The organism is Bacteroidales bacterium (assembly GCA_013314715.1).
In the GTDB taxonomy this organism is placed as follows: Bacteria; Bacteroidota; Bacteroidia; order Bacteroidales; family GWA2-32-17; genus Ch61.
Window position 1 is genome coordinate 1 of record JABUFC010000041.1, and the last position, 19,238, is coordinate 19,238.

Below are 19,238 nucleotides of genomic sequence, written 5' to 3' on the forward strand. Positions count from 1 at the left end.
CGAGGAGCGGAGCGACGAAGCAATCTCCCCGATGCTCGTTGACTATTCTGTTTTTTAATTTAGGTCGATTAAAGTAACTTATTTTTTGATTTTATCAAAATACTCATAAAAACGAACAATAGCTTTAATACCATTGTAAAAATTTTCGAGTCTGAAATTTTCATTAGGACTGTGTATAGCATCGCTTTCTAGTCCAAATCCCATTAAAACCGATTTGATGCCGAGTATTTGTTCAAATGTGGAAATAATTGGAATGCTTCCTCCACTCATGGTTGGTATGGGTTCTTTGCCAAAAACATCTTTAAGTGCCATGCGTGCACTTTCGAGAGCTGGCAAATTGAGCGGTGTTACATAGGGTTGCCCGCCATGAAGAATTTCGACATTAACCCTTACATAGTTAGGAGCTATGTTTAATAAGTAATTGCGTAAAAGTTGTGCCATTTTTTCATGATTTTGGTAGGGTACTAATCGCGACGATAATTTAGCATAAGCTTTCGAAGGCAATACGGTTTTTGAACCTTCGCCTGTATAGCCACCCCATATGCCACATAAATCCATAGTAGGGCGTATGCCGGTTCGTTCAATGGTAGTATAGCCTTTTTCGCCCCAGAGTTCTTTTACACCTAAGGATGTTTTATACGATTCTTCGTCAAATGGGACTTGATTTATCAATTTACGTTGCTCATCGGTATATTCTAATACTTCGTCGTAATAGCCTGGTATAGTAATATGTCCATTTTCATCTTGTAAACTAGCTATCATTTTGCATAAAACATTCAATGGATTGGCAACTGCGCCGCCAAAAATTCCACTATGCAAATCGCGGTTAGGTCCTGTAACTTCTATTTGTAAATAGGTCAACCCTCTTAAACCGACCGTTATAGATGGTGTTTCGGGTGCAATCATCCCAGTATCGGAGACTAAAATAACATCGGCGGCTAATCTTTTTTTATTATCGATGCACCATTGAGCCATCGATGGTGAACCAATTTCTTCTTCACCTTCGATCATAAATTTTACATTGCACTTGAGCAATTGGTGTTTTATAAGATATTCAATAGCGACGGCGTGCATAAAACTTTGTCCTTTGTCGTCGTCGGCTCCTCTTGCAAATATTTTTCTGTCTTTAATAATTGGTTCAAAAGGTGGTGTTTGCCATAATTCTAAAGGCTCAACAGGCATAACGTCGTAATGTGCATAAATTAAAACAGTTGGTGCTAAGGGGTTAATTATTTTTTCGGCATAAACAATGGGATTGCCTTGAGTTGAACAGACTTCTGCAAAGTCAACACCGGCTTTTAAAAGTGTTTCTTTCCAATATTCAGCTGCTTTAACCATGTCGGGTTTATGTTCCGATTCGGCACTTATAGAAGGAATTCGTAATAAACCAAATAGTTGACTTAAAATATGATTTTCGTTTTCTTTTAAATATTGTTCTATAGTTTTCATGGTTATAATTTTAAGTTGTTTTCAATGTATTCAATTGCATCTTCGCATTTGTCTGTAATATAAAGGAGTTGACGATGTTGTTGCGAAATAAAATTAAGCTCTACTGCTTTATCTAAAAAAGCTATGAGTTCATCATAGTAATGATAGGTGTTGATTAATACAATAGGTTTTTGAATATAATTTAATTGTTTTAAAGTAATGGTTTCGAAAAGTTCTTCAAGAGTTCCAAAGCCTCCGGGAAGAATAATGAATGCAATACTTCGTTTTCGCATTTCAGCTTTTCGGTCGGGCATGTCTTTGGTTATAATAATTTCGTCGTCGGTTTCAGATGCAATACCTTCTAAATTTAAACTTTCGGGTAATATACCGGTTACCTTACCTCCATTTTCTTGAACTTTATTGGCAATAACGCCCATAAGTCCAATCTTACCTCCACCATGAACCAAATCGAATCCTTTTTTGGCAATAAGTTCGCCTAAAAGTGCCGCTTGTTGTTTATATTTATCGTCAATTGTTTCAGACGATGAACAAAAAATGCAAATGGCTTTTTTAGTATTCGACGGATAGAGTTTGGTGAACTCAAAATCCAAATTTTTAATCATGTTATCGTTTATTTTTAAAAAATTGTTTCATTAATAGGCTGGCTTTTTCAGCTTCAACATCTTTAATAATAATGGTTTTTGGATGAAATAAGCTAAGTTTTTTGGTTTCGGCTCCCATTTTTTCGTCGTGTGCTCCATAAACTACTTTCCCTATTTGGGCCCAATAACAAGCAGATGCGCACATGGGGCATGGTTCTATGGTAACATATAAAGTGCAATCATGAAGGTATTTGCCTCCCATTGCATTGGCTGCTGCTGTTATTGCTTGCATTTCGGCATGAGCTGTAACATCGTTGAGGGTCTCGGTAAGGTTGTGAGCACGTGCAATAATTTTATTGTTATGAACAATAACGGCTCCTATGGGCACTTCGTCTTTTTGAAATGCCTTTTGTGCTTCTTTGAGCGCTTCGTTCATAAAATAATGGTCGTCGAGCATAGTTTTTATGCAAATGTACAAGAAAAATTTTTAATTTTTAGATTGAAAACTACGGTTTAATATTAATTACGAAAAACTGATTTTAAACTCAGATTTAATGAGAATGGGGCTATATAGGTTTATATTTTATTCCAATTAATAACATATCGTCAACTTGAAAATATCCTTTTTTCCAATTATCGATGGTTTCTTCGATTACTTTATATTGTTCTTTCATTTGTAAATGTTGAATGGAGAGTAACATTTCTTTAAGTTGTTTATATTTAAATTTTTTACCGTCGGGTCCTCCGAATTGGTCGGCATACCCATCGCTGAACATATAAAATGTGTCGTTTGGTTGTAATTCAATAATATGTTTGGTAAATGGTTTTAATTCATCGTAAAGACCAATAGGCATTTTATCTCCTTTTATTTCTATTAGTTCTCCGTTTCTGATATGATAGAGTGGGTTATTGGCGCCTGCAAATTGTACTATGTTTTTTTCGAAGTCGAAAATACAAAGCACCATATCCATACCATCTTTTGTGTTTTTATCGCCGCTTTGATTAAGGGCATTAATGATATTCTGGCGTAGTTGGTTTAGTATAATATCGGCTTCGAGTTGTTCTTGTTTGTTTATGATTTCGTTTAGAAATGAAATACCTAATAGGCTCATAAATGCTCCTGGTACACCATGTCCAGTGCAGTCGGCAGCCGATACAATAAGCTTTTTCTCTTTAGAGGTTATAAAATAATAATCGCCGCTTACAATATCGCGTGGTCGGTTAAAAATGAAAAAGTTTTCGTAAAATAAATTTTCAATTATTTTAAGAGGAGGGAGAACGGCTTGTTGAATACGACTAGCATATTTAATACTATCGGTAATTTCTTGTTTTTGTAATGCTATTTCATCGCGTTGTTTTTCTATTTCGATTTTTTGTTGTTTTATTTCTTCGTTTTGTTTTAGGATTTCTTCATTTTTTAAACTAAGAATAATGTTGGCTTGTTTCTTTATTTTATAGTTTCGATAAATAAAGAATCCTAAAAATACGAGTAACAAAATCATAGCAATAAATAGATACATGATAAGTTGCTGCATGTGTATTTTGGCAAGCTGTTCGTTGAGTATTTGTTTTTGTTGATTTATTTTATCGTTTTGCTTATCAATTTCTTTTTGTTGATTAGCTAAAATTACCGATTTTTGATTTATTTCTTCGTTTTTAGCTTGTAAAACTTTTTCGCGTTGCTCTAATTCTTTTATTTTTTGTTTTAATAAAGTAGCATTTTTAAGAACTTGTTGTTGAATATTAAGTAAAGCTTGTTTTTGTTTTTGAATTTGCTCTAGCTGTTGGTTAATTTCTGCCTTTTGGGCTGCAATAATATTTTGTTGTTTTTCGATTTCTTGTCGTTGTTGTTGAATTTGAAGGCTTTGTTGTTCAACAATTTCTTTTTCTTTTTGAAGTTCTTTGTCGGTTTGTTTATATATAACTTCCCAGTCGGCTTTTGATTTAATGGCACCTGCTACAAATAATTCGTTAGCCGTAAAGCCGTTTTCTTGTAGTTTAGATATGTTAACTTCGTAGCTTTTACGATTGTTGACAACAATAAAGTTAATCATCGATTTGTGAAACTCATAATTTTCAGTAACAATGAGTACGTTGGGATTTGTTACGATTTTGTATATTTTATCAATGTCGTAATTTTCGTTTTTATTGAAAAATAAAAGGTTGCAATTAGGAATGGTTGTGTAGTTGTTAGAGTGCAGAATTTTCATTGGTTTATTATGAAGCAGTTTTCGTTTTTGAGCTTCAATTTTTATATGTTGAACTAAATTGGTATCGTTCGAAAGAATACAAATTTTAAAAGTATCAATTTGTTTTTCATTTGGCCATGTAACATATTTGGCAATATCGAGTAGCCATATAGATCGTGATGGGTTGTCGAATTGCTGTTGTGCAAGCAATTTAGAAGCACCAAGAATGACAACAATAAATAAAAGTTTAAGTGTTTTCAATATTTATATATTTTTTAAAATATCTCTCCTTTATACGTAATGTTTTTTAAAATGTTTTATTCCATATCAGGATGCTTAATTTTAATGGCCTTTCCTTTTTCGTCCCATTCGATGTATCGAACTATTTTTCCATCAACTGTATTCCCTTCGAATTTGGGTTTACCCGAAGCATACCATCCTCTGAAGATTCCGTTTTCAATACCATCTTTATATCGACGTTCAATCATTTTTTGTCCATTAGAATAATACCATGTTTCAATACTATCTTTAATGCCAAAGTTGAAATATCGTTCGTGTATGAGTTGTCCGTTTTCGTTGTAATATTTCCAGAGTCCATGTTCTTTATCGTTTTTTACTTCGCCATTACGTTCTATTTGTCCGTTTTCGTGATAATATGTCCAGGTACCGCTTGCTTGGCCGTCTTTGTAATATCCCTTGGCTTTTATCATGCCCGATGGGTAGAACCAAATCCATTGTCCGTTTTCTAATCCATCTTTAAATTCGCCTGTTGATACAAGTTTTTCGTTTTTATCGTAAAACCGAGAGATTCCGTTTTCGAGTCCTTGTACAAAGTTTTTTTTGGCTATTATTTTTCCTTGTTCGTTTCGTTCTATAAGAACTCCTGTAAAAGGTTGGTTTGTCGATTTTTCGTATATAAGTTCCCCATCTTTTTCATATACCTGATCTAATTCGGCCACTTGGCAAATTGCAATATGGACGAATAAAAAGAGTTGTATTACAATGCATATATGCAATAGATCGCTCATGTAAATTTTCATTCAAATATACAAAATTTATAAGAGAGATCATTGATAAGATTTAACAACAAAATATGAAAGTTAAAATAAGTCCTAAATTGTAAATATTAAGTTTAAATCGATTTATTATCTTCGATAATAGCAGTAAGCAAATCGGTCATGGCTATGCCGTAGTGTCGGGCTTGTTGAGGTACAATACTTGCTTCAGACATGCCAGGTACCGTGTTGATTTCAAGAAAATATAACATTTCGTTTCGGATAATATAATCAATTCGTACAATACCTTTACATCCTAAGAAGTCGTATATTTGTGAGGTGTATTGTTGACATAGTTCATACATAGATTTTGAAATGCGAGCGGGTGTTATTTCTTCCGACATGCCTGGTGTGTATTTGGCTTCGTAGTCGAAAAATTCTTTTTTGGGTACAATTTCGGTAATGGGAAGTACTGCCGAAAAAGAAGAGGTTTTAACAACTCCACATGAAATTTCGGTCCCCTGAATAAATTCCTCGATAATGACTTCGGTATCTTCTTTAAATGCTAATTCTATAGCAGGAGTCAAATCTTCAATTGACTTTACTTTAGAAGTGCCACAACTAGAGCCTCCATTGTTAGGTTTTACAAAGCATGGTAAACCAACATAGCGTAATATTTGTTGAGTATCGGATGTTTCATTTTTTCGTATTAAAACCGATTTGGCTAAATTGACGGGTAAATCGCGTAAGGCTAATTTACAAAAATATTTATTGAAAGTAAGTGCCGAGACTAATGATGGACATGTAGAGTGGGGAATTTGCATCATTTCTAAATATCCAGGTAAAAGACCATTTTCGCCCGGTGAACCATGAATAATAATATAAGCATAGTCGAAATGTATTTTTTCATTGTTTTGTATGATGCCAAAAAAAGATTTGTCCACTTCTATACCATTTTCATCGGGATAAAACCATCCATCGGGGCGAACTAAAACAGGAAATTCCTGATAACGATTTTTATCGATCCAATTACATATTTGTTTAGAACTTTTGACCGAAATTTCAAATTCGGACGAAAAACCTCCGTATAATACTGCAATATTTTTCATTGTCACATATTTTGAGGTTAAAAATATGATGAATTCAATAATAAATATTGACCTTAACAATAAAGTTATTAACGATGATCTTTTAATAAAAAAATTATTGTTTAATCTCTTGCTGTAAGATATTCAATAGATTTATTCCTTTAGGTAGAAAAGAAGAACCGAAAAAATAATCAATATCAAGGTATTTTTGTTGATTATTATCTTTATAATATAGGCGAACATAATATGCATCAGGATTTTCGGCACTACCAGGCACCGTTATAAATTGAATATTTTGAATGTCTTTTAAAGGAATTTCGATTTTTTTAAGCTTACCCATTATGTCAAAGTCTTGGTATATAAGAATATTATCAGAAATAGCAAGATAAATAAGTGATTTGTTTTTCCATCTTTTAATAAAATTTTTAAAAGTTGACCATCCTATAAAATAACCCATGAATGCAGAAATTATTGAAGATATTAAAATCAATAATTTTATATTTGATTCATTGTATAAAATAAAAGCAGCAATAATCATAAAAATAGCACCCAATATGCCTAAAAATGCTAACAATCCAAAAAATATAATTCCAAAAAAAGATGTTATTGAGCGTGAATTATCGTATAAAAAAAAGCGATATGATTGGTTGTTTTTATCAACCATGTTTCAAAACATTTTAGAACATGTTTTTTCGTTTTATTAAATAGGGTAGTAGCACTTGCGAAAAATCTAGATTAATATCGGCCTGTACAAAATCTATTTGATATTGGGCGCATTTTTCTTTCATGGTGTTTATGTTATGTATGGTTAGTTGCTGGTATGCCTGACGAATTTCGTTGGGATTGAGTTTGCGTTCCGATTGGGTCTCTAAATCAACAAATTTATATGGACGGTTATGGTATTCAAAATTTAATTCGTATTGATGGTCGGTAACATGAAATAGTATTACCTCGTGCTTGCGGTAACGAAGGTGTTGCAAGGCGGCGAAAAGTTCTTCGGAGGGGTTGTCGGCAAACATGTCGGAAAAAACAATCACTAGCGAACGTTTATGAGCATTTTCGGCTAAAAAGTGCAGCGAATCGGCAATATTGCTTTTCTTGGATTGGGTGGCATCGTATTTTTTTAACAGATTTTCTAATTGTCCAAAGAGGTATTGTGCATGCATTTGCGAAATTCTGGCTTGAGTTAAAATATCAGCTTTTTCATTAAAAAGCATGAGTCCCACAGCGTCGCGTTGATTTCTTAGGAGATGAATTAAACCGGCTGCTGAGATAACCGAAAAAGCCAATTTTGATACTTTTTCTACACTTTGATAGGGAAAAAGCATACTGGTAGATGTATCTATGGCTATATAACTGCGAAGATTGGTTTCTTCTTCGTACTTTTTTACGTACAGACGGTCGGTGCGAGCAAAGAGCTTCCAATCGACGTGGCGGGTGCTTTCGCCGTTGTTGTATTGACGATGTTCGGCAAATTCGACCGAAAAACCATGATAGGGGCTTTTGTGTAGTCCTGTAATAAATCCTTCGACTACAAAACGGGCAATGATTTCGAGGTGGTCGAAATGGTGCACTTGCTCTAAACGATGCAGGTATTTGTCGTTAATCATATTGCAAAAGTAAGTTTTTATTCACTAAAAACGATTGCTTCGTAGGTATAAATTTCTGCATCTTTCCATCCATCCCAGCCAATACCTGCTTTATCGCGGGCACAATGCCCTAAAAATTCTTCTAACGTCCAGCCTGTTTTATCGTAAACTTGTGGTAAGAATGTGCCACTATAACTACCTTTTTTTATGTAGATGCCATGTTTGCCTAAAATAATTTCATGTATATTATCAATTTTTTTGAGTGGAGTAAGCACAGAGATTTCAATAGTAATATCGTTTAATTCGTCGGGTTTTATAGGCTCAAATCGATAATCGCGTGTGGCCGATGCGATTGCCATTTCTTGTATTGTTTTATATAACGGACTCTGATTGTGAAACGTGCCAATACATCCTCGTAGTTCACCTTTTTTGTAAAGCGATACAAAAGCCCCCATCGGGTTAGATAGTATTGGCATATTTTCATAATCTATAGTCGGAATGGTTTTATCTTTTAAATATTGTTCAATAGTTTTTCGAGCTAATTGTAATAATTGTTTTTTTTCAGTGTCATTAAAATTTATTCCGTCATTTTGAACTGTTTCTACTGCTATGGAGGCATATCCTACTACTCGTTCTTTATCACCATAAGGTGAATTGCCGCTATTGGTATATGATATAAGTTTATATTGACATTTACCATGGTATTGAGTTAAATATAACAATGCGGCGATAGGATATTTACCGCATGCACGTGTATATAGATTATCGTAATGGTTTTTGTTTTTAATAACAGTCTTATATTTTTCGATATCATTGGCAATAATAGCTTCAATGGTTTCGCTATCTACTTTTAAAGCAATATCATATGTAGGATAATGCGATAAGTCGCTGCTAATGACAAAAAGATTTCTATTATTAAAATAAGGCAAAAGTGCTTCAGCTATTGCTCTACAATCAGAATATTGATCTGTTGTTAGTAAAATAGGTACAATGGGCATCTTATTTTGAAAATGTACTTGTATAAAGGGTAATTGAACTTCAATAGAATGTTCGAGTTCATGGGCGTTGTTGTTCTCGTGGAATAGATGAGGATATTTATCAATAAGTGCTTGAGATAATTCGCGATTTACAATAACTTCGCCTAAGGGAGTTTCATAATTACCGCTAAGATATAATGCTGCTCCCGATTCGAGTACATGATGACTAGGAGCTAAAATAAAAATATTATCAAACAATTCATTAGGGTTTATTTGAGCAAAAGCATGGGCAGCTGTTTGTCCACTAAAAACATATCCTGCATGTGGTGAAATAATAGCCAAAGGACGATTTGACAATTTATTTGAATGAGCTAAAAAATTTTTAATATCTCTTATTAAAGCCTCTGGATTTTTTTCGTAAAATCTTCCAGAAAATGAAGATGGACGGTTTTTCATAGTAATAATTTGGTTATAAGCTGATGGTATTAAAAGGTTGAGTAAAAATATCGTATTCCATATATAGACATATACATGCTTCACAAAATTTTTAACAAATATACATCAAATATTTTTTTATAAACAAGGCTAAAATATGTAAGGTCGTTAATAACATATTGTATGGCTTAATAACAGTATGACTATATAATTATTTATTTATCTTTGTGCTAAATTTATGCTTGTGAAAAGAGTTCTTGCTGTTGTTAATCCAATTGCAGGTAAAAAGAAAAAAATCAGACCTGAGGATATTGTTTCCAAAATACTAGCTGGTAAAGTAGAGATAGAATGGTTGTATTGGACATCGCCATTGATGGATATTGGTAAAGCGCTTGTAACTCAACTCGAGCAGTCGCATTTCGATGTAGTGGTTGTTTTTGGAGGCGATGGTACTGTTAATCGTGTAGCTCAAGTATTAATGTATAGACCCGAAGCTCTTTGTATTATTCCTATGGGTTCTGGAAATGGTTTAGCAAGGCATTTACATATCCCTATGAATTACGAAAAAGCATTGCAATTGGTTTTGAATGGTTATATAAAAACTATTGATGGAGCTAAAATGAATGAGATTATATATTTTTGTACAGCAGGCTTGGGATTTGATGCATGGATAGCCTATAAATTTGCACATGCAGGTACCAGGGGGCTAATGACTTATGTAAAAATGGTGCTTAACGAATTCTTTAAGTATCAATCTAAATCCTATCAATTAAAATTTAATCAAGACCAAAGACAATTAAAAGCTTTTTTTATTACCGTAGCCAATGCTAATCAGTGGGGGAATAATGTAAAAGTTGCACCCCAAGCAAAAATTGACGATGGCCAATTAGAAGTTACTATCCTTAAGCCTTTTAAATGGATAGAATTACCATTGCTATTGATAAGCTTGTTTTTTAATCGATTTCACCGTTCTTTTAAGGTTTATAGTATTAGTGCAAGTCAGTTTCAGATAGTTACAAACGAACCTGAAAATTATGCGCATTTCGATGGTGAGCCTCTAATAATAGAACCCAATATTCATTTTATTTGCTTGCCAAATGCATTAAAAGTGTGTGTGCCCAAAGAATAGGTTGATAAGATAAAAAATTGTATTTATTCAAAGTTACAAATAATAAACTATTTAATGAGTTCTAAACCTTCTTTGGCTGATGCATCGTTGGGCGATAATAATAATACCTTATTGAATAAAACTTTGGCTTCGCGAAGTTTTCCTAATTTAAAATTGGTCCAAGCATACATTAATAAGCCATCATACGAAAATGGATATAAGTTTACTACTTTTTCAAAGTAGCTATAAGCTTGTGTGTATTGTTCTTTACCATAATATATAAGACCTACTCGGTACAGTACAGTAGTATTAAAAGGATTTGTTTTTAAAATATCGAGGTAGGTTTTTAATACACTATCCCAATTCCCAGCTGATGAAGCAGGTAAAACATAACCCATTCGTGCTTCTTCGCTTAATGGTTGTAATTGTATTGCTTTTTGATAATAAGACATCGATTCGGTAAAATTGCCCGATGCATAATTAAGCCACCCTAATCGTAGATTAATTTCGTACGAATCTGCACTGTAAAGATCTTTAATTTCTTTGATGGCTTGAGAGTATTCACCTTTGTTTTCGTAAGTGTAGCTGTTTTTAAACGCTTCTTGCAATTTTTCTTGACTGGTTTGAGCGTTTAAGCTAAAACTTATAGCTATTAAAGCTATCCATGCATACTTTTTTAAAATTTCCATAGAATTCCTCCTGTGATTATTTGGTTATTGAATTTATATGTTTCAAAAAAATCTTTATATCTAATTTGTCCTTGTTTTGAAAAACCGTCAAATCCTACAAAAGTATTTGTAAATGAGCTTATTTGATAGATATAGGCGGCTTGCAAAGTTAAATGACGATTAAAAGAAATGCTTAGGTGTGGAGATATTTTTGTTTGAATAATGTAAGGAGTATTGTAAACAATGCTGCCATCGAGATTGGTAATATTTTGTATTTTACCAAGGTCAAAATTTACACTTAGAGTTATTTTTTTTAACAGAATAGCACCTAATTGTTGTTCATAGTACCCATCAAAATCTTTGTGAGATAAATTAATGGATGCAAGCACATTCGATTTTCCAAAAAGGTAGGAGTTAAAGTGATAAAAAAAGCCTAAACCACCTGTAAAAACATTATGATCGATGATTTTTGAAATATTAAGCATGTAAGTAAATGAAGACTTGGAAGCATAACGTGTTTTTTGAATTCCAAAAATATAGTTAAATATATAATATCGAATCGGTTCAATTTTATAGTTGTAAGTAGTTATAGGTGGGAAAGGTGGAGGAGCGATTACTGCATTTAAGTATTGATATTGAAATTTATCGGCATTTAAGATTGATAAATGAGTAAAAAAACTAACAACTTTGTTCTGGTTCCAGTTTGAAAATGAGCTAAAATAATGTTTTTCAAATAAATGAAAATCGCTTTCGTGCTTTATACTGTTATCGAAAAAGAGTTGTTGATAGCTGTTAACCTTGAAATATGAAAACTGTTGTTGCCACGACCATTTTTGTGAAAGATTAAGCGAAGTATTGATTCCATAAGAAATAAAAGGACCGCTAAGTTCTTTTTCTAATCGATAATTATTGGGCTCTGAGGGAGGTTTATTCGTTATTTTTATTGAGTTCCAGTTGTCGAATTGAGCTAAATTCATTTCAATACCAAACAGGTCAATAAAATGGGGTTGGGTTAAGCCGTTTTTTTTAACTGAAGCATGATTCATTTCTTTAGTAAAGTAATAGGCTTTGCGTATTTGCCCGCTGTATAGGTACGAATAATAGATATATTCGTTGACAATATCGTTTGAATTATATTCCTTCGCTTTAAAAAAATGCTCTAACGCTTGCGAATATTGTTTTAAAGAATAGTAAGCAATCCCTATTCGCATTCTTAGATAATAATAATCTATCCCTTGATTAATTGCATTTTTGCCATGAAAAATGACACTATCCCATTGGTTTTGATTGTATAAACGGTAGGTTAGGGTATCATAATATAAAAATGTTTGTTGCGAGTAAATTTTTATTGATATAAATATAAACAAAAATATAACCATTATCTTTCTATTCATAACGCCCTTTGTTTATTATTTTTATGTAATTTGATTTGTTTTTTTGTTTTAATGCTATTGCTTGAATGCCATTATTATCAATAAAAATACGTGTATCGATAGAGTTTATTTTTTTGTTTAATATTTGAAATTGAATAATACCATTAAGTTGAATTTCGTTCATTTGATGATAGGATTGGTTTATATTAAGCCTATACGAGGCTTTGATGAATTGAAAGAAAGGGGAAACCAAATCATGTAGAAACAAATGTGTAAATTTAAAAATATGATGTAAAGGAAATTCATCGTTTACTACATAATTTTTTATTGAAGAAAACTCAATGTGATAACACGAGAGATAAAACAAATATAAAGGGCTTTTTTTATTACCAGAAAAAGAGTTAAAGTAAAAACTTAATCCATCGTTATAAAAATATGCATATGAATTAGTTGTGTGGCAATATAAGTATGAATTGTTTAATGAATCTGTAAATATTTCCCAGCGATAAGTTAAGGTTTTATTTTTGATTGTTTGTATCACGTCGAATTGTTGTCCTGGTATAAAATGAAAGGCTTTAAAAAGAAGTTGGTTTATATTGGGGTTTTCAACTACATCGTTTTCTTGTGGTATAGAAAAGGTTTTAAGCTCTTTATCGGAATTTATTTTTAATAAATAGCGTGCAATAGGGTATTCAATTGTATAGCTTCCTACATAAGGAAAAGGCTGAAGTTGAAAATGTAAATGTGGCTCGGGCGATCGTCCGCTGTTACCTACTTGTGCAATGGGTTGTCCTTGCTTTACAAATTCGCCTTCGTGTACCTTAATGCTTCCTGCTTTTAAATGACTTAATTGTGAATATAGGTATTCGCTATGCTTTATTACAACAGTGTTACCCCAGTTGTTAATGGTATTTACATCGCCAATAGAATTATCTTCAATATTATCAATCACTTTTATAACAGTGCCATAACCAGGCGAAATAACTAATTTGTTGTAACAATAATAATCTTCGAGTTGATTTCCTTGTCCTTTATAAGTTTTATTATTATAAGTTATAACAAAATCAAGTGCGTGTTTATACTGGTCTTTATGTGTTATGCTACCATCATAACCCTGCGAAACTGTCCATTCGCCCCAGAAAGGTAAGAGTATTTGATTTTTTTGAAAACTTTTGCCAAAACGTTTTTTAAAATTTAAATAACTATATAAATTTTTTTCAGGCATAAATTCTTGAATTACAGTTTCAATAAGTTTTTTACGAGGATTTAACCGAAAGTAAAGAACGTATAAAAACATAATGACTATGAGATTAAAGGGTAAAGAATATACCGATAATTGCCAACTCGATAAAAAGTTAGTAAAACCAATTGTAATTAATACAACAATGGGCGAGAGAACAACAATCCAAATATATGAAAAAATACTTGGAACAATATAAAAGCCACCTAAAGCGATAGCAGTTAATATAAAATTAAATCCGACGTAATAAGTTGACATTTGAAGTGTATCCATTCCCATTATGTGCATAAACCCCCATGCTGTAATAAAACCTAAAACAGAAAGACTTGCGGCAATTCTCGAAAAAATTAAAAGTCCAATGAAAATAAACATTCCAGCAAATGCATTATCCTGAAAAAAAATTGAACCAAGCGAAATAAAAAAATATTTTACTATGCTTGGTAGCCATATATTATTAAAAGAATCATATAAATAAACTGCCTTTATACCACTAAATGCAAATAAATTATTTAACAAATAAATTCCTCGATCAGATATGGTTAAGAAGTTAAAATTTCTAGTTGATAATTCTACTAGCCAAAATGCAAATAAGAAAGGAAAACTAAGTACAGGCAGCCGATATTTTGATAGAATTCCCTCCAAAGAAACTTGAATTAATAAAGTTAAAAAACTTGCGAATACAACGAGAATAAATAAATACACGTCCCATTCGTAATATGATCCTAATCCAAGTCCTACAAGTAAAGCATTGTAACCATAATAACCAGTTTTTATTTTTTCGCTAGAAAGAGACACTATTTTGGCAAATACTAATGCCGATAATGCACAAATAGCTCCTACTATTCCTAATGTTGGAAAAATAAAAGTAATAACAATGAGAAATAACGAAAAAGTATAACTTTTAGAAAAGAAAACTTGAGGATAGCTTAATAATAATCCACCCCCAAGTTCTTTAATAATATTTCGAAAAGTATTCATTTAAAATGTTTATTTTTTTAAATGTTCGGGTATGCGTTCGTTGTATTTGAAAGTTTCTGCATTTTCTTTTTCGCGAATAATATGAATATTTTTATTTGTATCGATGAGTACTACATTGGGGCGATACATAATAAATTGCATCCACTGAGTCATATTATAAGCACCGATACGGCTTATTACAAAATGATCGCCTTTTTTCATAGGTGGCAACTGAACGTATTCACGCAATACATCGATATTCATGCAAAGAGGACCGTAAACAATGGTTTCTTCAGTATAATGGCTAAAATCTTGTGCGGGTGTAATTTTATAATCATACCAAAAAGCTGTAAACAATAAATTAACACCAACATCGGTGATTAAAGCATTTTTGCCATCGGGAAGGCGTTTGGTAGCGTGTATGGTTCCTAAAAGGTATCCAGCATCGTCAATTAAGGCTCTGCCTGTTTCGAGAATGAGAGTGGGCAAGTGTTCGAAGGGTATTTCGCTGTTAATAAGTATGCTTGTAATCGCATCGGCATATTGGTCAAAGCTTGGACAAGTGTCAGTTCCAGGTAAATAAGCTCCTTTAAGTGTGTTTTTAGAAGCAAAGCCACCTCCTAAATCAATGTATGAAAGCGCTTTTTTAAACTTTTTTTCGATAGCTAAAAATAAATCAACAAGTTTTCTGGTCGCATTGGCATATGCCCAAGGTACCATAATGTAAGTACCAATATGGCAATGTAAACCAACTAAGTCCATTTTATCTTGAATCATTATTCGTTGAATTGCCTCCCAGGCTTCACCATTTTCGTAGTTAAAACCAAAACGCGACCATTGGGGATAAATGCCAGTGTCCATATTTACGCGGATAGCCACTTGTGGGCGTTTTTGGCATGTCTGAATGATATCCAAAAGCATATAAAATTCATCGAAATGGTCGATGTGAATCAAACTTCCGTTATTTACTGCTTTCAACAAATCTTCTTTTGTTTTGTAAGGACCATTAAAAATAATTTGATTGCCAGGTACATTATTTTGTATTGCTTTTTCGTATTCGAAGCCAGAAACAACTTCAGCCCATGAGCCTTCTTGATGAAAAATTTTACAAACTGCATCTAAATAATTGGTTTTATAAGACCACGCAAATTGAACCTTGGGATATCGGGTTGAAAATGCTTTATAGGCTTCATGATATGTTTCGCGAATAGTTTTCTCTGAAATAACATAAAGCGGACTACCATATTTTTCGATTAATTCTTTAACAGCAACGCCATCAATCTCTTTTATAGGGTAATATTCGCTTCGCATTCCAAATTTATTGGGCATACCAACCTGAACTTTTTTTATAACAGGGCGTTCAAATATTTTCTTTTCCATATTGTTAAATTTTATGATTTACAAATTATTATAATTCTCCTAAACTCGATAATGATTGAAATTGTTCAATGGGAACAATCATATCCCAAGAATAACGGATAAACATTTTACCCACATCATAGCTTTTAAAAGGTTCAATAGGTATATTCATAGCAAGTTTTACAAGAGCTTCGGGTAAATTTTGACCTACACCTACTGCAAGGTAAACCCATGCAGGAATACGTGGGTTGATTTCTACTAAATAATATTTATTATCATTGGTTTTAATCATTTCGAGTTCCATTCCACCACGCCACTTGGTTTTTTCTATAATGTGGTGAGTAATTTTTAGAAGTTCTTCGTCGTCTATTGAAATACCACTCCATGCTTTCCCTTTATCCGTGATATAAAGCTTACGCATAGGAACTGCTCCAATGGTATTGCCTTTGCCATCGCCCAATGCAATAACATTGACTTCGGTTCCGCGAATAAATTCCTGAATAATAATAGGCACACCCCATTTAGATGCTATTTTGTTAAAATACATAACCGCTTGTTCGGCATTAAAAGCAACATGGGCATCATAAAACTTCCCTTTAACTAAAAATGGATATGAAAATTCTTTTTCTAATGTAAAAATATCATTAGTAGAAGTTATATTCTTGGAACGAGGTACAAGTACATCGTATTTTTTTCCGTATTCATATAGGTTTGCTTTATGTCGTTCTTCAAATTGTTCTAAGGTAGGTAAAAACACCGAAATTCCTTTTTCTTTAAGTCGTTTTTCGGAGGTTATAAAGGCATACAATTCCGCATCAAAATTTGGTATAATAACGTCTATTTTTTCACGCTCATGTATATATTCGATGCGTTGAATAAGATTATCGCTACCAGTACTAGGATAAGGAACTTGGTAAATTTTATCGGCTAGGTTGTGCATATAAATACCGGGCTCTAAATTCTCGTATGCCAACCCAATAATTTTACAATCAAAATCTTTTGATTCTTTTAATGCACGTATTACGGGTACACCTGGGCCTGGATTATCGGTCGCATTTAAACCCGAAACAGCTATCGTTAATTTATTCTTGTTCATCTTCAACTAAATTAAAATATCGTAACATTGAGATAAAATCAAGGTAAGAACGTTCAAAATTGGCTTCGTCAACTTCAAAATGTTCGAGAAAGTATTTTTTTATTTCCTCATCGCTTTTTTGCTGATTAAGCATTTGAATAATTTCAGCACCTTCATTATTGGTAGAATAACTTTCGCCCGTAGTTGGGTCAAAAATAAAACCATTTTCGCTAATGGCTAATTTTCGTTTGAGTCTCATAATAAATTTGTTTTTATGCAAAGATAAATTAAGTATTTTCTTTTTTCGTTATAAAATTTTGTAAAAATGGTACAACTTTTTTATATATAGATTCTTGTATTATTAGAATCTTATTATTTTACTTGTTTGTAATTTCACTTAAAAATCGTCATCTTTGCAAAAAAAAAGTGTATGAGTTTTATAGAATTAAGCGAACAAGAAATAATTCGTCGTCAGGCATTAGACGAAATGCGTCAGTTAGGAATAAATCCTTATCCCAACGAGCCTTTTGAAGTAAATTGCAAAACGACAGAAATTTTAGAGAAATATGACGATTCTATAAAAAACTTTCAAAATGTTAGCATTGCAGGGCGTATTATGTCTAAACGAATAATGGGAAGTGCCTCATTTGCCGAATTACAAGATGAACATGGTCGCATCCAATTATATTTAAATAGAGACGAAATTTGCCCAGGCGAAGATAAAACCAAATACAATATTCTTTTTAAGAAACTTTCTGATATTGGCGATATAGTTGGTGTTACCGGTTATGTTTTTATTACTAAAATGGGCGAAATTTCTATTCATGTAAAAACATATAAAATGTTGAGTAAATGTCTTCGTCCATTACCCATTGTTAAAGAAAAAGATGGAGTCATTTACGATGCTTTTACCGACCCCGAGCAACGTTATCGTAATCGAAGTCTTGATTTAATTGTTAATCCGCAAAATAAACAGATTTTTATTAAACGAACAAAGTTGGTGAATACCATGCGTTCGTTTTTAAACGAAAAAGGTTATTGGGAGGTTGAAACACCAATTCTACAACCTATTTATGGAGGCGCCGCAGCACGTCCTTTTAAGACACATCACAATGCACTCGATATGACATTATACTTGCGTATTGCTAATGAGTTATATTTAAAGCGTTTGATAGTTGGCGGCTTTGATGGGGTATATGAGTTTTCAAAAGATTTTCGCAACGAGGGTATGGATCGTTTTCATAACCCCGAATTTACTCAAATGGAACTTTATGTAGCCTACAAAGATTATTACTGGATGATGGATTTGGTAGAAGAAATGGTTGAGCGCATTGCTTTAGAACTTCATGGCACTACAAAAGTAAAAGTAGGAGATAATGAAATTGATTTTAAGCGTCCTTGGAAACGATTTACTATGTTTGAGGCCATTAAACATTTTACAGGTATCGATATAAGTCAAATGAACGAAGATGAATTGCGTCAAACAGCTCAAAAGCTTAATGTCGAAGTAGATGCCACAATGGGAAAAGGCAAGCTTATCGATGCTATTTTCGGAGATAAATGTGAACCCAATCTCATTCAACCTACCTTCATCATGGATTATCCTATTGAGATGTCGCCGCTTGCTAAAAAACATCGTTCCATTCCCGGTTTGGTTGAACGATTTGAGGCTATTTGTAACGGTAAAGAAATTTGCAATGCTTATACTGAGTTAAACGACCCTATTGATCAGCGTTACCGTTTCGAAGAACAACTTTTATTGGCCAAAAGAGGCGACGAAGAAGCTATGATGCTCGATGAAGATTTCTTAAAAGCCTTAGAATATGGTATGCCTCCAACAGCTGGTTTGGGTATTGGTATCGACCGTTTAACTATGATAATGACCAACCAGCCTTCTATTCAAGAAGTATTGTTTTTCCCTCAAATGCGTCCTGAAAAACGCTTACAAATAGATGAACCTGAAAAATATGTTGAACTTGGAATACCAGAAGTTTGGGTACCTGTTATTCAAAAAGCGGGTTATTTAAAAGTTGAAATACTTAAACAAGTAAACCCTAATAAACTTCATCAAGAATTGTGTGGACTTAATAAAAAACACAAATTAGGCTTACAAAATCCTACGATTGATGAGGTAAAAAAATGGGTTGAACAATAA

18 protein-coding genes are annotated in these 19,238 nt (G+C 32.8%); 3 read left to right on the forward strand and 15 right to left on the reverse strand.

The features are described 5' to 3' along the window. Positions 1-78: 78 nt before the first annotated feature. The 7 genes from HPY79_09650 to HPY79_09680 all read right to left on the reverse strand — a co-directional run bounded on the left by HPY79_09650 (position 79) and on the right by HPY79_09680 (position 6,759). Entirely contained in the window at positions 79-1,449 is a 1,371-nt protein-coding gene (locus tag HPY79_09650; GenBank protein NSW46062.1) for a dipeptidase, read from the reverse strand. 2 nt (positions 1,450-1,451) lie between these two features. After that, entirely contained in the window at positions 1,452-2,051 is a 600-nt protein-coding gene (locus HPY79_09655) for a TIGR00730 family Rossman fold protein (GenBank protein ID NSW46063.1), read from the reverse strand. A 1-nt stretch (position 2,052) separates the two neighbouring features. Then, positions 2,053-2,487, reverse strand: a complete 435-nt coding sequence (locus HPY79_09660; protein NSW46064.1) for a nucleoside deaminase — start codon at positions 2,485-2,487, stop codon at positions 2,053-2,055. Between the two features lie 109 nt (positions 2,488-2,596). After that, entirely contained in the window at positions 2,597-4,480 is a 1,884-nt protein-coding gene (locus HPY79_09665) for a DUF4154 domain-containing protein (GenBank protein ID NSW46065.1), read from the reverse strand. Positions 4,481-4,536: 56 nt separating this feature from the next. Beyond that, entirely contained in the window at positions 4,537-5,247 is a 711-nt protein-coding gene (locus tag HPY79_09670) for a toxin-antitoxin system YwqK family antitoxin (GenBank protein ID NSW46066.1), read from the reverse strand. 104 nt (positions 5,248-5,351) lie between these two features. Next, positions 5,352-6,323: a D-alanine--D-alanine ligase gene (locus tag HPY79_09675; protein ID NSW46067.1), complete on the reverse strand. Its 972-nt coding sequence runs from the start codon at positions 6,321-6,323 to the stop codon at positions 5,352-5,354. 94 nt (positions 6,324-6,417) lie between these two features. After that, positions 6,418-6,759 (reverse strand): hypothetical protein, encoded by a 342-nt coding sequence (locus HPY79_09680; GenBank protein NSW46068.1) that lies wholly within the window; start codon positions 6,757-6,759, stop codon positions 6,418-6,420. Between HPY79_09680 and HPY79_09685 the strand changes: the two genes are divergently transcribed. Beyond that, positions 6,758-7,006, forward strand: coding sequence for a hypothetical protein (locus HPY79_09685; protein NSW46069.1), 249 nt, complete (start codon positions 6,758-6,760; stop codon positions 7,004-7,006). The genes HPY79_09680 and HPY79_09685 overlap by 2 nt on opposite strands. On the opposite strand, the gene HPY79_09690 is transcribed toward HPY79_09685, so the two are convergent. After that, positions 6,980-7,912, reverse strand: a complete 933-nt coding sequence (locus HPY79_09690; GenBank protein NSW46070.1) for a DUF58 domain-containing protein — start codon at positions 7,910-7,912, stop codon at positions 6,980-6,982. The genes HPY79_09685 and HPY79_09690 overlap by 27 nt on opposite strands. A gap of 17 nt (positions 7,913-7,929) precedes the next feature. Further along, the gene (amrB, locus tag HPY79_09695; protein ID NSW46071.1) at positions 7,930-9,324 is read right to left on the reverse strand and encodes an AmmeMemoRadiSam system protein B; all 1,395 of its coding nucleotides are present in this window, start codon (positions 9,322-9,324) and stop codon (positions 7,930-7,932) included. A 223-nt stretch (positions 9,325-9,547) separates the two neighbouring features. Between amrB and HPY79_09700 the strand changes: the two genes are divergently transcribed. Then, positions 9,548-10,432, forward strand: coding sequence for a diacylglycerol kinase family lipid kinase (locus HPY79_09700; GenBank protein ID NSW46072.1), 885 nt, complete (start codon positions 9,548-9,550; stop codon positions 10,430-10,432). Positions 10,433-10,479: 47 nt separating this feature from the next. On the opposite strand, the gene HPY79_09705 is transcribed toward HPY79_09700, so the two are convergent. The 6 genes from HPY79_09705 to HPY79_09730 are packed head-to-tail and all read right to left on the reverse strand — an operon-like array spanning position 10,480 to position 17,342. Next, positions 10,480-11,100 (reverse strand): tetratricopeptide repeat protein, encoded by a 621-nt coding sequence (locus tag HPY79_09705; GenBank protein ID NSW46073.1) that lies wholly within the window; start codon positions 11,098-11,100, stop codon positions 10,480-10,482. Next, positions 11,088-12,473, reverse strand: a complete 1,386-nt coding sequence (locus tag HPY79_09710; GenBank protein ID NSW46074.1) for a hypothetical protein — start codon at positions 12,471-12,473, stop codon at positions 11,088-11,090. The genes HPY79_09705 and HPY79_09710 overlap by 13 nt, the downstream gene beginning before the upstream one ends. Next, positions 12,466-14,670 (reverse strand): urea transporter, encoded by a 2,205-nt coding sequence (locus tag HPY79_09715; protein ID NSW46075.1) that lies wholly within the window; start codon positions 14,668-14,670, stop codon positions 12,466-12,468. Before HPY79_09715 ends, HPY79_09710 begins: the two co-directional genes overlap by 8 nt. Before the next feature lie 9 nt (positions 14,671-14,679). Then, the gene (locus HPY79_09720; GenBank protein ID NSW46076.1) at positions 14,680-16,029 is read right to left on the reverse strand and encodes a diaminopimelate decarboxylase; all 1,350 of its coding nucleotides are present in this window, start codon (positions 16,027-16,029) and stop codon (positions 14,680-14,682) included. Between the two features lie 28 nt (positions 16,030-16,057). Continuing rightward, complete coding sequence (locus tag HPY79_09725) at positions 16,058-17,104, reverse strand: ATP-grasp domain-containing protein (protein ID NSW46077.1); 1,047 nt, start codon at positions 17,102-17,104, stop codon at positions 16,058-16,060. After that, positions 17,091-17,342 (reverse strand): PqqD family protein, encoded by a 252-nt coding sequence (locus HPY79_09730; GenBank protein ID NSW46078.1) that lies wholly within the window; start codon positions 17,340-17,342, stop codon positions 17,091-17,093. The genes HPY79_09725 and HPY79_09730 overlap by 14 nt, the downstream gene beginning before the upstream one ends. Positions 17,343-17,513: 171 nt before the next feature. On the opposite strand from HPY79_09730, the gene lysS reads away from it, so the two are divergent. Then, positions 17,514-19,238: a lysine--tRNA ligase gene (gene lysS, locus HPY79_09735; GenBank protein ID NSW46079.1), complete on the forward strand. Its 1,725-nt coding sequence runs from the start codon at positions 17,514-17,516 to the stop codon at positions 19,236-19,238.

Excerpts from the sequence above, each read along its gene's own strand:
- HPY79_09650 (NSW46062.1), bottom strand. The coding sequence starts at position 1,449 with ATGAAAACTATAGAACAATATTTAAAAGAAAACGAAAATCATATTTTA.
- HPY79_09655 (NSW46063.1), bottom strand. The coding sequence starts at position 2,051 with ATGATTAAAAATTTGGATTTTGAGTTCACCAAACTCTATCCGTCGAAT.
- HPY79_09660 (NSW46064.1), bottom strand. The coding sequence starts at position 2,487 with ATGCTCGACGACCATTATTTTATGAACGAAGCGCTCAAAGAAGCACAA.
- HPY79_09670 (NSW46066.1), bottom strand. The coding sequence starts at position 5,247 with ATGAGCGATCTATTGCATATATGCATTGTAATACAACTCTTTTTATTC.
- HPY79_09675 (NSW46067.1), bottom strand. The coding sequence starts at position 6,323 with ATGAAAAATATTGCAGTATTATACGGAGGTTTTTCGTCCGAATTTGAA.
- HPY79_09685 (NSW46069.1), top strand. The coding sequence starts at position 6,758 with ATGAATGCAGAAATTATTGAAGATATTAAAATCAATAATTTTATATTT.
- HPY79_09680 (NSW46068.1), bottom strand. The coding sequence starts at position 6,759 with ATGGGTTATTTTATAGGATGGTCAACTTTTAAAAATTTTATTAAAAGA.
- HPY79_09690 (NSW46070.1), bottom strand. The coding sequence starts at position 7,912 with ATGATTAACGACAAATACCTGCATCGTTTAGAGCAAGTGCACCATTTC.
- amrB (NSW46071.1), bottom strand. The coding sequence starts at position 9,324 with ATGAAAAACCGTCCATCTTCATTTTCTGGAAGATTTTACGAAAAAAAT.
- HPY79_09705 (NSW46073.1), bottom strand. The coding sequence starts at position 11,100 with ATGGAAATTTTAAAAAAGTATGCATGGATAGCTTTAATAGCTATAAGT.
- HPY79_09710 (NSW46074.1), bottom strand. The coding sequence starts at position 12,473 with ATGAATAGAAAGATAATGGTTATATTTTTGTTTATATTTATATCAATA.
- HPY79_09715 (NSW46075.1), bottom strand. The coding sequence starts at position 14,670 with ATGAATACTTTTCGAAATATTATTAAAGAACTTGGGGGTGGATTATTA.
- HPY79_09720 (NSW46076.1), bottom strand. The coding sequence starts at position 16,029 with ATGGAAAAGAAAATATTTGAACGCCCTGTTATAAAAAAAGTTCAGGTT.
- HPY79_09725 (NSW46077.1), bottom strand. The coding sequence starts at position 17,104 with ATGAACAAGAATAAATTAACGATAGCTGTTTCGGGTTTAAATGCGACC.
- HPY79_09730 (NSW46078.1), bottom strand. The coding sequence starts at position 17,342 with ATGAGACTCAAACGAAAATTAGCCATTAGCGAAAATGGTTTTATTTTT.
- lysS (NSW46079.1), top strand. The coding sequence starts at position 17,514 with ATGAGTTTTATAGAATTAAGCGAACAAGAAATAATTCGTCGTCAGGCA.